Below are 14,069 nucleotides of genomic sequence, written 5' to 3'. Positions count from 1 at the left end.
GAACAGGCCATCAGAATCGCTCATAATCAATTTTCCCAGACCAACACCCCAACCCCGGGAAATCGACCGGCGTTTTAAACTTTGGTACTACTGACCCACGCTCCTAGTGAAAGCGCCCGCTGATGCTGAGCGTGCAGGTCGCTCACCGTCGGCACTGTGGTGTCGAGATGCAACATTTGAGGTCGTGGTCCCTCGGGCCATGTCGGCTCCGGCAGATGCGGCACCTGCTGGAACGCCAGCTGAGCATTGCCGGCTTCGTTGCACAACACCAACCACTCCTGGCCTTTGATGTCCGGTGCCCCCTCAGGGGGAGGCTCATCACCCGGGCGATATCGGAGGCCCAGAAGCTTTCGGTAGAACTCGGCCAAGATGCGGGCGTTTTCGCAGTCCAACACGACCTGGCGCAGCGTGGGCGTTTGCGTTTGCCTTTCAACGGGGTCGGCCATGCCTTATTCTTCCAGAACGAACGCGTGCCTTACTAGGTACACGTCGGGGCTCGCGTGAGATGATCCACTTCCGAAACGCCCTGCCCGGAAGTTGGACGTCGAGCGCGCCAAGACTGGGGCTAAACCACCCGGCTTCCGAGTTCGCCGCCGCTGTGTCGCAGGGGAACCCTGCGCGGAACTGGTTGCGGGCTTCGGCCTTGACGACCCGGTCGGGGTGGGGGTGCGGTCAGTGTCGCCCTCGCAACGCGCTGACGCGACCGGTGCCTGTCTAGCGGACGAACAGCTTCTCCATATCGTCGAAGAACGCGGTGTATCCGGCCGTGAGGGCCGCCTTCGACGCGTCGTCGAAGCCCTGGGCGGTTTGCACCATTGTCATCATGGTGCCGCCGTCGACGGCGACGATGTCGACGGTGACAGGCTCGCGGGCTGGATCATCGGGCTGGTCGGTGAGGGTGAGGGCGAGCCGCGTCGGACGATTCACCTCTGTGAACTCGCCAACCCAGTGCTTCAGGCTGCCGTCGGGCAGGTGCATGGTCGCCTTCCACCCGCCGCCGACACGGACATCCATCTCGACATCGTCGACCGGGACCGCGGCCGTCCCGAACCAGACCGCGAAAGAAGCAGGCGTTGTCCAGGCGTCGAAGACCTGCTCGGGTGTTGCGGGGAAGGTGCGGGTGATGCTGACGGGGTTGCTCATGAGGTTTCTCCTTTGTCGGTCATGCTTGTTTCGGTGGTCGTGATCTCAGCGAGGACGTCACCGAGGGCATCGAAGCTGGCACCCCAGAACTTCGCGTAGTCGCCGATCCACGCGCAGGCATTCGCCAGCGGTCGAGCGTCGAGGGTCGCGGGGCGATACTGCGCATTCCGGCCCCGACTGACCAGTTCCGCGGCCTCGAGCACCCGGAGGTGTTTCGATACCGCCGCGAAACTCATCGCGAACGGCTCTGCGAGCTGCCCAACTGTCGCCTCGCCGTGCGCCAGGCGCGCCAGGATGGCGCGCCTCGTCGGGTCGGCGAGGGCCGCGAAGGTGCGGCTGAGCTGGTCGGTGGGCATGTTGTCCAATCTTATATTCAACTGGCTGGTATAGAACCACTAAGTTGAATACTAGGCATCGCGCGTTTCCCCATCAAGCCCAGGGCCATCTCTCTTCTCAGTCGGGTCGAAGGAACGCGAGGGTCGAAGAATGCAGCGGAGCACATCGCGAGTCGCACCATAAAGAATCGTTGTCCCCTCGCGGATGATTAGCTAATGCCGCAAGCGGGACCTCATACGGGAACGCCCCCGCAAAGACAGGGCCCCGCGCACCGTCTGAGCAAACTTGTCCCGTTTGACCTGTCGCGTAAGGAAATCCCGCCAAGGCACGTCAACTGCGACAGGCTGAGGACCGCGTTCGGGTCACGTCTGCTCAAGACAACGACATGACTTTCAACGAACTTGATAGCCGGATTGTCCGAAGTAGGTGGCAATAGTCCGAACTGGACTGTCACGTGACAGATGTGCCCCCAGGCAGATTCGAACTGCCGCCCCTGCCTCCGGAGGGCAGTGCTCTATCCCCTGAGCTATGGGGGCCAGGGTGGTTCAAGGTTAGCAGCTACCCGAGGTGACCGAGCACCGCCGACATGAGGCGCTCGGAGTCGCCCGGCTCGATGAAGGCTGGCGAGCTCAAGGTGACCCAGTAGGTTCCCGTGAAGACCTGTGCCTGGCCGCTGCCGGCGGCGGCGTATTCAAAGAAGCCGTCGACGGTCGGCGGGGTTCCGTAGGTGGGCACGGCCTGGCTGTCGGCATCCGCTCGCTGCTTGAGTGTGGTCATCAAGACGTCGTTCGGCGCCACCAGCGAGAGCTCGATGAGCTCGCCGCTAGTCTGGTTCGAGTAGCCGCAGGCGAGTCCGTTGTAGTCAAGCGCAGACTCGGCCAAGCCGCCGGCGGCTGGGGCAAAGCTCGGCGCGGTGCCGTAATTCGGGTTGAAATCGTAGAGATCCTGCAGGGTGAGCAGCTCATCGCAGGCTCGCTCGATCGGAGAACCGGTCGCTTCCGGGGTCGGCGTCGGCGATGACGAGGGCGCTGCACTCTCGGTCGGTTCAGCGGATGCCGTGCTCGTCGCCGCAGAATCCGTCGGCGTCGGCTCGTCACCACTGGCGCAGCCGCTCAGAACGAGCGCGAACAGAGCGCCACCGGCGAGCACCAGGCCTGCCCGACGCCGCGCAAAGCGAGGAACGGTGCGGGCAAACGAGGGGTAGACGCGGGTATCAGTCACGTGTTGACCTTACCAACAGGAGGGGCCGGTACGATTGACCAGTGACTCCTGCCGAACTCTCCCAGTCCCTCTTCGATCTCATCCAGGACGTCAGCGAACGCCGACGCGAGGCTGACATGGCAAGGGTAGACCTCGGACTCACCCTCGCCGACGTCGCCGTCGAACGCCCGCGCAATCGCGACCACGGTGACTGGGCCTCGAGCATCGCGCTGAAGATCGCCAAGCCGCTCGGCGCCAACCCGCGTGAAATCGCCGCGGAGTTGGCCGCCGGTCTCGAACAGCTGAGCGATGTCGCATCCGTTGAAATCGCCGGCCCCGGCTTCATCAATATCCGTCTCGAGGCTGCGGCGGCCGGCGCGCTCGCCAGGACCATCGTCAACCTGGGCGAGGTCTACGGCACCGGCCATCTCTACGACGGTCTCAAAATCAACCTCGAATTCGTCTCGGCCAACCCCACCGGCCCGATCCACATGGGCGGCGTGCGCTGGGCCGCGGTCGGCGACAGCCTCGCCCGCGTACTGCAAGCCGAGGGCGCCGACGTCACCCGCGAGTACTACTTCAACGACCACGGCTCGCAGATCGATCGCTTTGCCCGCAGCGTGCTGGCGAGCTACCTCGACGAGCCCACTCCCGAAGACGGCTACGGCGGAGCGTACATTGGCGATATCGCGGCGAACGTGCTTGCGAAGTACGACGGCGACGTTGCCGCCCTGCCCCGCGACGAGCAGCAGGAAGTGTTCCGCTCGATCGGTGTCGACCTCATGTTCACCGAGATCAAGGACAAGCTGCACGGTTTCGGCGTCGACTTCGACGTGTACTTTCACGAAGACTCGCTGCACGAATCCGGCGCCGTCAACCGCGCCATCGAACGCCTCCGCGAACAGGGTCATATTTTCGAAGCGGATGGCGCCATCTGGCTGCGTACCACGACCTTCGGCGACGATCGTGACCGGGTGATCATCCGTTCCAATGGTGAACCGGCCTATATTTCGGGCGACCTCGGCTACTACCTCGACAAGCGTGAGCGCGGATTCGACCAGTGCCTGATCATGCTCGGCGCCGACCACCACGGTTATGTCGGCCGCATGATGGCGATGGTGTCAGCCTTCGGTGACGAGCCCGGAGTGAACCTGCAGATTCTGATCGGCCAGATGGTCAACCTGCTCAAAGACGGCGAACCGGTGCGCATGAGTAAGCGCGCCGGCACCATCGTCACCCTGGACGACCTCGTCGACGCCGTCGGTGTTGATGCCGGCCGTTACGCCCTGGTGCGCTCGAACAGCGACTCGCAGCTCGATATCGACCTCGACCTGCTCGGCAAGAAGACGAACGACAACCCGGTCTTCTATGTGCAGTACGCCCACGCCCGCACCTGCTCGGTCGCCCGCAATGCGGCAGCGAGCGGCGTCGAGCGCTCGGTGTTCTCGCCGGAGCTGCTCGTGCACGACAGCGAATCAGCGCTGCTCGGCGTGCTGCAGGAATACCCGCGCATCGTCGCCCAGGCTGCCGAATTGCGAGAGCCGCACCGCGTCGCCCGCTACATCGAAGAGGTCGCCGGCTACTACCACCGCTGGTACGACAACTGCCGCGTCATCCCGCTCGGCGACGAACCGGTCACCGACCTGCACCGCACCCGTCTGTGGCTCAACGACGCGACCAGCCAGGTGATCCGCAACGGCCTCGACCTGCTCGGCGTCACCGCCCCGGAGCGTATGTAATCGTGGCCAAGCGTAAACGTCGCGGTCTGGTTCCGCTGATAATTCTGGGGACGCTTGCCGTTCTGCTCGTGGTCGCGTTTTTCCTGGTCGATAGCGGACTGCGCGCTTTCGCCCAGGACCGTGCCGAAACCGAAATCAGCAAGCGGATGCCCGCCTCCGTGACCGGGGACGTCACCGTGACCATCGGCGGCACCTCGGTGATCGCCCAGTTCATCGGAGGCAATTTTGACGAGGTGGAACTGACCGCGCCGAAGCTGACTGTTGACGGCGTGCCGGCATCCGTTCATGTCATTGCCCGCGATGTGTCGACCAATACGGCCAAGGCGATTGGCTCGCTCAGTGCGACCCTCGACCTCGATGAGGCCGCCCTCAATCAGCTCGTTCAGGCCTCCGGCAGCGCGCCGGCCGACGCCGTCCTGACCCTCGGCGATAATGACGTTGCCTTGACCGCGTCGGTGAGGTTGTTCGAGTTCGATGTCGGCTACAGCGCCACGGCCACGGCCAGCGCCGCCGGCAACACCCTGAACTTCACCCCGACCGAAGCGACCGTCACCAGCGGCATTGGCGACATCGATGCAACACCGCTGGTCAATCTCATCCTCCAGCAGGCCCCGATCGGTGTCTGCGTGGCCAGCTACCTGCCCGAGGGCGTCGAACTGAGCGACGTTGACATTTCACCCGAGCGAGCACGCGTTACGCTGGAGTCGAGCACTTTGCGGCTCACCGTGCAGTCGCTGACCACCCTCGGCAGCTGCGCCGACTAATTCGATCGTCGTCACCTGCGGCGGTAGAATTTGGTCAGGCCTGCCCCTTTCGTGGGCTGACCAATTTTTCCGGCTTCAGGGACCAATCCGGGTTCGCTCGCTGAGATTCCCCTTCGACTCTCGTGAGGTACTCCCCGTGACGACTGAACCTAATTCTCTGGCCCCCGACTGGCTGCGCCTTCCCGCCGACGCGAACGCGCTGGCACCCGGCCTCTGGCCGGCGACGGCCGCCCGCAGCACCAGCGGTGAACTCCTCATCGGCGGGGTGAGGGCTTCGGCCCTCGCCGCCGAATTCGGCACTCCTCTCTATGTCATCGATGAAGCGGATGCCCGCGCCCGCGCGAGCGAGCTGCTCACCGTGTTCCAGGCTGAGTTCGCGCGTATCGGCACGAGCGTCAAGGTGTATTACGCCGGGAAGGCGTTTCTGTCGACCGAGATCGTGCGCTGGGTCACCGCCGCGGGCCTCAATATCGACGTCTGCAGCGGTGGCGAACTCGCCGTCGCGCTGGCTGGCGGCGCCGAACCGGCCAGGCTCGGCTTTCACGGCAATAACAAGTCCCTCGCCGAACTCGACCAGGCCACCCGGGTGGGCGTCGGCACGATCGTGATCGACAGCGAGGTTGAAATCGGCCGCGTCGCCGAAGCCGCCGCGCGCAACGGCCGGGTGCAGAACGTGCGGCTGCGCGTGAACAGCGGAGTGCACGCCCATACCCACGATTTTCTGGCCACCTCGCACGAAGACCAGAAGTTCGGCATCGTGCTTACCGATGCACCGAGGTTGGTCGCGCTGATTCGCGCGGAACCCGCGCTGGGCTTTGTCGGCCTGCACTGCCACATCGGCTCTCAGATCTTCGGTGCAGACGGATTCGCCGAGTCGGCCGCCCGGCTGCTCGACCTGCACGCAGTCCTGCTCAAAGACGGCCCGGTGCCCGAACTCAACCTCGGTGGTGGCTTCGGCATCGCCTACACGAGCGCCGACGAACCCACGCCGATTCGAGAGCTCGCCGAAGCCCTGGCCGACATCGTCGCCACCGAGTGCGCGCGGCTGAACATCCCGCTGCCGGTCGTCGCGTTCGAACCGGGCCGCGTCATCATCGGACGCGCCGGCGTGAGCCTCTACCGTGTCGGCACCACCAAAGCGGTCGACGTGTCGGGCACGCAGCGCCTCTACGTCAGCGTCGATGGCGGCATGAGCGACAACGTTCGCCCGGCCCTCTATGGGGCCGACTATGCGGTACGCCTCGCCGATCGGGTGTCGACGGCCGAGCCGGTGCTCGTGCGCATCGCCGGCAAGCACTGTGAGAGCGGCGACATCGTCGTCGACGCCGACTATCTGCCGAATGATGTGACCCCCGGCGATCTGCTCGCGGTGCCGGCCACCGGCGCCTACTGCTGGGCTTTGTCCAACAACTACAACTACCAGGGCCGCGCGCCCGTCGTGGCCGTGCTGGATGGCACGGCGCGGGTGCTCGTGCGCGGCGAAACGATAGCCGACCTGCTCGCGCGGGACACCGGGATGCCTTCGACGGGCCCGGCCAATGGAGGAGAATCTTGAAGATCGAATACCGCAATCTGCGCGTCGCGCTCCTCGGCGGTGGCAACGTGGGGGCCCAGGTAGCCCGCCTGTTGCTGGAACAGGGCCCTGAGCTGGCCAACCGCGTCGGCGCCACCCTCGAACTGGTCGGCATCGCGGTGCGCGACGTGAACGCGGAACGCACGGTCGACCTGCCCCGCGACCTGTTCACCACCAACGCCGAAGAGCTTATTCTCGGCGCAGACATCGTGATCGAGCTGATGGGCGGCATCGAGCCGGCTCGCAGCCACATTTTGCTGGCGATCAATAGTGGAGCGGATGTTGTCACCGCCAACAAGGCGCTCCTCGCCCAAGCCGGACCCGAGCTGTTCGCGGCCGCCGATCAGGTCGGCGCCCAAATCAACTACGAGGCCGCGGTAGCTGGGGCCATCCCCATCGTGCGTCCGCTGCGGGAGAGCCTCGCCGGCGATCAAGTCAAGCGCATTCTCGGCATCGTGAACGGCACCACGAACTTCATTCTCGACCGGATGGACACCGATGGGTCCAGTCTCAAAGACGCGCTGGCCGAGGCGACCGCGCTCGGTTACGCCGAGGCCGATCCGACGGCCGACATCGGCGGATACGACGCCGCGCAGAAGGCGGCCATTCTGGCGAGTCTGGCATTTCACACGACGGTGCCGCTGGCATCCGTTTACCGTGAAGGCATTGAGTCGGTCACCCCCGCGCAGATTGAATCGGCGCGCAAGGCCGGCTATGTCGTGAAGCTGCTCGCCATTTGCGAACGGGTCACCGATGAAAACGGCGTCGACGGGGTGTCGGCACGGGTCTACCCGGCGATGGTTCCGCGCAGCCATCCGCTGGCCGCTGTGCACGGCGCCAACAATGCCGTCTTCGTCGAGGCGGAATCCGCCGGCAGCCTCATGTTCTACGGCGCCGGAGCCGGGGGAGTGGAGACGGCCTCGGCCGTGCTCGGGGACGTTGTCTCCATCGCGCGGCGTCACGTTGCCGGTGGGCCGGGCGTTGCCGCGTCGACCTACGCCGAACTGCCCATCTTTGATATTGGCCGGGTCACCACACGGTACGCGGTGACCCTCGAAGTCACCGACGAACCCGGCGTACTCGCGACCATCGCGAGCGTCTTCGGCCAACGCAAGGTCTCGTTGGCGCTCGTGGAACAGTCCATGACACCGGCCGTGATGGCAACGAAGAGTCGTGCAGCACGCTCGGCCACGGCTACCCTAGTGATCGGGACCCATGACGCAACGGAGGCCGCACTCGCCGCCACCGTGCAGGACCTGGCCACCAACAGTGTTGTCACCGAAGTCGCATCCGTTTTGAGAGTTGAAGGAGTCTGATGTTTAGCCCAAGCGAGACCAGTACCAATCTGACCAAGCCCGGCGCGATCGTCAGCCGCCAGTGGCGCGGGGTGCTGAACGAATACTCCGACCGACTGAATATCTCCGAGAAGACCCCGATCATCACCCTCGGGGAGGGCGGCACGCCGCTCATCCCCGCCGCAGCGCTCTCCGCGCGCACCGGCGCGAAGGTCTGGATCAAGTTCGAGGGCATGAACCCGACCGGGTCGTTCAAGGACCGCGGCATGACGATGGCCATCTCCAAGGCCATGGAAGACGGCGCGAAGGCTGTCATCTGCGCCTCGACCGGCAACACGAGTGCCTCCGCCGCCGCCTACGCGACCCACGCGGGCATCACCGCCGCTGTGCTCGTGCCCGAGGGCAAGATCGCCATGGGCAAGCTCAGCCAGGCCGTCGCCCACAACGCGCAGCTGCTGCAGGTGCAGGGCAACTTCGACGACTGCCTCGACATCGCCCGTGAGCTCGCCACCAACTACCCGGTGCACCTGGTCAACTCGGTCAACCCCGACCGCATCGAAGGCCAGAAGACCGCCGCCTTCGAGGTCGTCGAGGTGCTCGGCGACGCCCCGGACTTTCAGTTCGTTCCGGTCGGCAACGCCGGCAACTACACCGCCTATTTTCGCGGTTACAGCGAAGAGGTCGCCCGCGGCGCCACCACGAAACTGCCGCGCATGTTCGGTTTCCAGGCCTCCGGCAGCGCCCCGATCGTGCTCGGCCACCGGGTCGACAACCCCGACACCATCGCGAGCGCCATCCGCATCGGCAACCCGGCATCCTGGGACCTCGCGCTGAACGCGCGGGAGCAGAGCGACGGCTATTTCGGTGCCATCACCGATGCAAAAATTCTTGAAGCGCACCGCATTCTCTCGGCCGAGGTCGGAATTTTCGTAGAACCGGCATCCGCTATTGGAGTGGCCGGCCTGCTCGAGCGCGCCGAGGCCGGATTCATCCCCAAGGGCTCGACCGTCGTGATCACCGTCACCGGCCACGGTCTGAAGGACCCGAACTGGGCGCTGCGCACCGCCGACGGCTCCGACGTCGTGCCCACCATCGTTCCGGTCGACACCGCCGAAATCGCCAGCGTGCTCGGCCTGGGCAAGGCATGATCAGTCCGCTCTCGCTGATTGGGCGCGCCGTCTCGGTGCAGGTGCCGGCCACCACGGCCAATCTCGGCCCCGGTTTCGACACGCTCGGGCTCGCGCTGGCCAAGTACGACCAGCTCGAAGTCACCGTGCGCAGCGAACCCGGCGTCTTTGTCGAGGTGCACGGAGTGGGCGCCGGTGAGGTGCCCACCGACGAGAGCAACCTCGTCGTGCGTGCGATCATTCACACCTTCGAGGCCGTGGGTCAGCCCATGCCCGGGCTCAACATCGTCGCGCACAACGTTATTCCGCACGGGCGCGGCCTCGGCTCCTCCGGTGCGGCCATCGTGTCGGGCATCATGGCGGCCAAGGGACTGCTGGAGGGCGTAGTCGACATCGACGCCGAAATGCTGCTCGTACTCGCCACCGAGATGGAAGGGCACCCGGACAACGTCGCCCCCGCACTGTTTGGCGGTTTGACCATCGCCTGGACCACCCCCGAGGGCCCGCGTCACAAAAAGCTCGTTGTGCACCGCGGCGTCAAGCCTCTCGTGTTCGTTCCTGAGCAGGAGATGTCCACCGCGCTTGCGCGCAGCCTGCAACCAACTTCCGTGCCGCACGAGGACGCCGTTTTCAACCTGTCGCGCTCTGCGCTGCTGATCGCCGCGCTGATTCAGAGCCCGGAACTGCTGCTGGCCGCGACCGAGGACAAGCTGCACCAGAGCTACCGCGCCGCGGCCATGCCGGAGACGAATAAGCTCATCACCCTGCTGCGCGAAGCCGGCTTCGCGGCCGTCGTGTCCGGTGCCGGTCCATCCATTCTGGTGCTGGCGAGTGACCCGGGCCAGCGTCTGGTCGCAGCCGAACTCGTCGCGAGCCAGTCAGACACCCCGTGGCGCGCGCTCATGCTCGCCGTTGATGTGCAGGGTGCCACCGTGCATCCGCTCGCTTCCGCGAGCACGGCCGAGAGCGCCGCGTAACGCTCGTTCTGATCGGGCTGACGTGCCTCCTGCGCGTCGGCCCGACTGGCGATTCGACTGGTGGTGGAGTGCTATGGTTGAAGCGCACCCGATAGAAACCGCCTCCGGCGACATCCGGTGCATTCCCTGTACCTCACTGCTATTGCGATTTCGTGCGTAGCTGTGTGTGTTTACACCAATCCCCTCCACTTGTCGGATTGGATCACCCGCAGCGCATTCGTCGCTGCATACATCTCCTGGCCTGAATTTTTGTTCGGCAGGGGAAAGGAACCCCCTTCGTGACTGATGTCAACCTCCGCGCCACTGGCTCGGATCTTCCCCGTCTCAGTACCCTTCGCGTGTCCGAGCTTCAGGCTCTGGCTCTCGAGCTGGGAATCTCCGGCGCTTCCAAGCTTCGTAAAGGAGAGCTCGTGGACGCAATCGAAACGGCTCGGTCCGGCACCGAACAGGCCGATACCGAGCAGACCAGCACTGAACAGGCCAGTAACCCTGCTCCGGCCCTGACCGTTGCTCCCCTCGATGCTGCTCCCGTAGTTGAGTCGGCGCCGGCAGAGTCCGCACCGGTCGAGAGCCTCGCCGAGGCCATCGATGCTGCTCCGCGCAAGCGTGCGCCTCGTCGTGCCAGCACCAGCACCGCCGCTCCCGCCAAATCCCACGTCAATGCCGACGCCAGCTCCGGATTCGGCATCATCCTCCCCGACGCTCCGGCCGCCGGCTCTCGTATTGCACGCAACGCCCGTGGCGCTGCGGCCGCCACGAGCGCGCCGACAGCGGATGCTGCGGCATCCGCTTCTGAAAACACCGGCGAGAACACCGAACCGGTCACCGACAAGCCGGTTCGCCAGGCGCGCAAGCGCGTGCAGGTTGCGCCGGTTCACCTCGATGGTGCGGCCGCCGTCGTCCTCAACACCGCTGACAGCGCCCCGACCGACAGCGCAGCCACCGACAGCGCCCCGACCGACACTGCCCCGGCCGAGAGCACGCCAGCCGAGACTGCACCGGCAGCCCGCCGTCCGTCCCGTCGGGCATCGTCTCAGCGCAACGTTCCCGCAGCCGATGCCGGCACCGACAGTGCCGCGCCGGTCGAGGTGCCCGCCGACGCAGCGGCCCCGCAGGTCGAGGCAGTAGACGACTCAAACGAATCGACCGATGACTCCAACGAGACGAACGCGCCGCGCCAGGGCCGCAGCCGCAGCCGTAGCCGCGGTGGCGATCGTGCGCAGGTCGCCGACCGTAACCAGGTTGATCAGAACAACCAGAACAACCAGAACAACCAGAACAACCAGAACAACCAGAACAACCAGAACGACCGCAACCAGAACGGCTCAAACGACGAGGGCCTGACCCGCGCACAGAGCCAGCGTCAGGCGCGCAATGAGCGCAACCAGGAACGCAATCAGGAGCGCGCGCAGGCGCAGGCCGATCGCAATCAGGACCGTAATCAGGACCGTAATCAGGGCCAGGACCGCAATCAGGGTCAGAATGACCGTGGCCAGGACCGTAATCAGGGCCAGGATCGCAACCAGGGTCCCGACCGTCTCGACGACGACATGAATGGCCGCGGCAACCGCAACCGGTACCGTGACCGCAAGCGTCGCGGCCCGAACCAGGGCGATGACTTCGAGCCCGAGGTCAACGACGATGACGTACTCATTCCCGTCGCCGGAATCCTGGACGTGCTCGACAACTACGCGTTCGTACGCACCTCCGGCTACCTTCCCGGTGCGAGCGACGTCTACGTCTCGCTCGGCCAGGTCAAGAAGTACAACCTGCGCAAGGGTGACGCCGTCGTCGGCTCCATTCGCCAGCCGCACGAGGGTGACCAGTCCGGCCGACAGAAGTACAACGCCATCGTCAAGGTCGACTCGATCAACGGTCAGACCGTTGAAGAGGCCGCGGCCCGTGTCGACTTCCACAAGCTCACGCCGCTGTACCCGACGGAGCGCCTGCGCCTCGAAACCGAGCCGGGCAAGCTAACCCAGCGCATCATCGACCTCGTTGCTCCGATCGGCAAGGGCCAGCGCGGCCTGATCGTTGCACCGCCCAAGGCCGGCAAGACCATCGTCATGCAGCAGATCGCGAACGCCATCGCCACCAACAACCCTGAGGTTCACCTCATGGTCGTTCTGGTTGACGAGCGTCCAGAGGAGGTCACCGACATGCAGCGAACGGTGAAGGGTGAGGTCATCGCCTCCACCTTCGACCGTCCGGCCGAAGACCACACCACCGTCGCCGAACTCGCCATCGAGCGTGCCAAGCGTCTGGTCGAGCTCGGCCACGACGTCGTCGTGCTGCTCGACTCGATCACCCGACTGGGCCGCGCCTACAACCTGGTGGCCCCGGCCTCTGGTCGCATCCTCTCCGGCGGCGTCGACGCATCCGCTTTATATCCGCCGAAGCGTTTCTTCGGTGCGGCGCGCAATATTGAGAACGGTGGCTCGCTCACCATTCTCGCCTCCGCGCTCGTGGAGACCGGCTCCAAGATGGACGAGGTCATCTTTGAAGAGTTCAAGGGCACCGGCAACATGGAACTGCGCCTGTCCCGCCAGCTGGCCGACAAGCGCATCTTCCCCGCCGTCGACGTGAACGCGTCGGGCACCCGCCGCGAAGAAATGCTCATGAGCGCGGATGAAGTCAAGGTCACCTGGAAGCTGCGTCGCGCCCTCGCCGGGCTCGAGCAGCAGCAGGCGCTCGAACTCATCCTCGGCCGTCTCAAGGAGACCTCCTCGAACGTGGAATTCCTCATGCAGGTTCAGAAGTCGATGCCGACCCTGAACGGGTCAGACAAGGATAAGTAATGTTCGAATCCGTCCTCACGCTGCTGGCCGAGCACGACGACCTGCAGTCGCAGTTGGCGGATCCGGAGCTGCACGCGAATCCGGCCCGTTCGAAAAAGGTCAACCGGCGCTATGCCGAGTTGAGTCGCATCATCGCGGCGTACCACGAGTGGAAAGCGGTTGAAGATAACCTCGAAGCCGCTCGTGAACTCGCTGACGAAGATGCTGCCTTCGCCGAAGAGATTCCGGATTTGGTGGAACAGCTTGATGTTACGGCTGAGAAGCTGCGACGCCTGCTGATTCCTCGCGACGAACTCGACGCCCGCGACGTGATCATGGAGATCAAGATGGGGGAAGGCGGTGCCGAATCGGCGCTGTTCGCCGCCGATCTGCTGCGCATGTACCTGCACTACGCCGAGTCCAATCGCTGGAAAACCGAGATCATCGAGCAGACTTCGAGCGATCTTGGCGGCATCAAAGACATCCAGCTCGCTATCAAGGGCAATTCGAGCGACCCTGCCGAGGGTGTCTGGGCGCACCTGAAGTACGAGGGCGGCGTGCACCGCGTGCAGCGCGTGCCGGCGACCGAGTCGCAGGGACGCATTCACACGTCGGCGGCCGGCGTGCTGGTCTTCCCCGAGGTTGACGAGCCCGAAGAGGTCGAGCTGCACCCGAACGACCTCAAGATCGACGTGTATCGTTCGAGCGGTCCCGGTGGCCAGTCGGTCAACACCACCGACTCCGCCGTGCGCATCACCCACCTTCCGACCGGAATCGTGGTGGCCATGCAGAACGAGAAGTCGCAGCTGCAGAACAAGGAAGCCGGGATGCGCGTGCTGCGGGCCCGGGTTCTGGCGCGTCAGCAGGAAGAAATCGACGCGGCGGCCTCGCTCGTGCGCAAGGGGCAGATTCGCACCATGGATCGCTCCGAGCGCATCCGCACGTATAACTTTCCGGAGAACCGCATCGCCGATCACCGTACCGGTTACAAGGCCTACAACCTCGACGCCGTCATGAACGGAGCCCTCGGCCCCGTGATCGACTCCTGTATCCACGCCGACGAGGAAACCCGCCTGGCCGAGCTCGGCGACCCCGAGTAGCACCCGCATTAACCTAACCGGGCCCGGGCCCGGTCGTA

12 protein-coding genes and 1 tRNA gene are annotated in these 14,069 nt (G+C 65.0%); 8 read left to right on the top strand and 5 right to left on the bottom strand.

What is annotated here, in order from left to right:
• Positions 1-74: 74 nt before the first annotated feature.
• From E3O45_RS17320 to E3O45_RS17300, 5 genes are all read right to left on the bottom strand, one after another.
• A complete protein-coding gene (locus E3O45_RS17320) occupies positions 75-446 on the bottom strand; it encodes a VOC family protein (RefSeq protein ID WP_166789556.1) in 372 nt (123 codons plus the stop codon).
• Between the two features lie 268 nt (positions 447-714).
• Positions 715-1,143 carry an SRPBCC domain-containing protein gene (locus E3O45_RS17315; RefSeq protein ID WP_134444796.1) on the bottom strand — a complete coding sequence of 143 codons (429 nt, stop codon included), beginning with the start codon at positions 1,141-1,143 and terminating at the stop codon, positions 715-717.
• The gene (locus E3O45_RS17310; protein ID WP_134444795.1) at positions 1,140-1,499 is read right to left on the bottom strand and encodes a helix-turn-helix transcriptional regulator; all 360 of its coding nucleotides are present in this window, start codon (positions 1,497-1,499) and stop codon (positions 1,140-1,142) included. The genes E3O45_RS17315 and E3O45_RS17310 overlap by 4 nt, the downstream gene beginning before the upstream one ends.
• A gap of 444 nt (positions 1,500-1,943) precedes the next feature.
• A tRNA-Arg gene (locus tag E3O45_RS17305) sits at positions 1,944-2,015 on the bottom strand.
• Between the two features lie 22 nt (positions 2,016-2,037).
• Entirely contained in the window at positions 2,038-2,700 is a 663-nt protein-coding gene (locus E3O45_RS17300) for an iron ABC transporter ATP-binding protein (protein WP_134444793.1), read from the bottom strand.
• A gap of 41 nt (positions 2,701-2,741) precedes the next feature.
• Between E3O45_RS17300 and argS the strand changes: the two genes are divergently transcribed.
• The 8 genes from argS (at position 2,742) to prfA (ending at position 14,031) form a co-directional block, all read left to right on the top strand.
• Positions 2,742-4,418 (top strand): arginine--tRNA ligase, encoded by a 1,677-nt coding sequence (gene argS, locus E3O45_RS17295; protein ID WP_134444792.1) that lies wholly within the window; start codon positions 2,742-2,744, stop codon positions 4,416-4,418.
• Between the two features lie 2 nt (positions 4,419-4,420).
• Positions 4,421-5,182: a DUF2993 domain-containing protein gene (locus E3O45_RS17290; protein ID WP_166789555.1), complete on the top strand. Its 762-nt coding sequence runs from the start codon at positions 4,421-4,423 to the stop codon at positions 5,180-5,182.
• 136 nt (positions 5,183-5,318) lie between these two features.
• Positions 5,319-6,737, top strand: coding sequence for a diaminopimelate decarboxylase (gene lysA / locus E3O45_RS17285; protein ID WP_134444789.1), 1,419 nt, complete (start codon positions 5,319-5,321; stop codon positions 6,735-6,737).
• Positions 6,734-8,071: a homoserine dehydrogenase gene (locus tag E3O45_RS17280; RefSeq protein ID WP_241980469.1), complete on the top strand. Its 1,338-nt coding sequence runs from the start codon at positions 6,734-6,736 to the stop codon at positions 8,069-8,071. Before lysA ends, E3O45_RS17280 begins: the two co-directional genes overlap by 4 nt.
• Positions 8,071-9,198 (top strand): threonine synthase, encoded by a 1,128-nt coding sequence (gene thrC / locus E3O45_RS17275; RefSeq protein ID WP_092448759.1) that lies wholly within the window; start codon positions 8,071-8,073, stop codon positions 9,196-9,198. The genes E3O45_RS17280 and thrC overlap by 1 nt, the downstream gene beginning before the upstream one ends.
• Positions 9,195-10,154 (top strand): homoserine kinase, encoded by a 960-nt coding sequence (gene thrB / locus E3O45_RS17270; RefSeq protein ID WP_134444787.1) that lies wholly within the window; start codon positions 9,195-9,197, stop codon positions 10,152-10,154. Before thrC ends, thrB begins: the two co-directional genes overlap by 4 nt.
• Before the next feature lie 278 nt (positions 10,155-10,432).
• Complete coding sequence (gene rho / locus E3O45_RS17265; protein ID WP_134444786.1) at positions 10,433-12,952, top strand: transcription termination factor Rho; 2,520 nt, start codon at positions 10,433-10,435, stop codon at positions 12,950-12,952.
• On the top strand, positions 12,952-14,031 hold the full coding sequence (gene prfA / locus E3O45_RS17260) for a peptide chain release factor 1 (protein ID WP_092448756.1): 1,080 nt from the start codon (positions 12,952-12,954) through the stop codon (positions 14,029-14,031). The genes rho and prfA overlap by 1 nt, the downstream gene beginning before the upstream one ends.
• The last annotated feature ends 38 nt before the right edge of the window (positions 14,032-14,069 follow it).

Origin of the sequence: Cryobacterium sp. TMS1-20-1, from assembly GCF_004402355.1 — a bacterium.
In the GTDB taxonomy this organism is placed as follows: Bacteria; Actinomycetota; Actinomycetes; order Actinomycetales; family Microbacteriaceae; genus Cryobacterium; species Cryobacterium levicorallinum.
This window is presented reverse-complemented; position numbering and strand designations above follow the sequence as displayed.

Bases quoted from the DNA above. Each gene is read 5' to 3' on its own strand.
- prfA (WP_092448756.1), top strand. From the start codon at position 12,952: ATGTTCGAATCCGTCCTCACGCTGCTGGCCGAGCACGACGACCTGCAG.
- thrB (WP_134444787.1), top strand. From the start codon at position 9,195: ATGATCAGTCCGCTCTCGCTGATTGGGCGCGCCGTCTCGGTGCAGGTG.
- E3O45_RS17310 (WP_134444795.1), bottom strand. From the start codon at position 1,499: ATGCCCACCGACCAGCTCAGCCGCACCTTCGCGGCCCTCGCCGACCCG.
- thrC (WP_092448759.1), top strand. From the start codon at position 8,071: ATGTTTAGCCCAAGCGAGACCAGTACCAATCTGACCAAGCCCGGCGCG.
- E3O45_RS17320 (WP_166789556.1), bottom strand. From the start codon at position 446: ATGGCCGACCCCGTTGAAAGGCAAACGCAAACGCCCACGCTGCGCCAG.
- E3O45_RS17315 (WP_134444796.1), bottom strand. From the start codon at position 1,143: ATGAGCAACCCCGTCAGCATCACCCGCACCTTCCCCGCAACACCCGAG.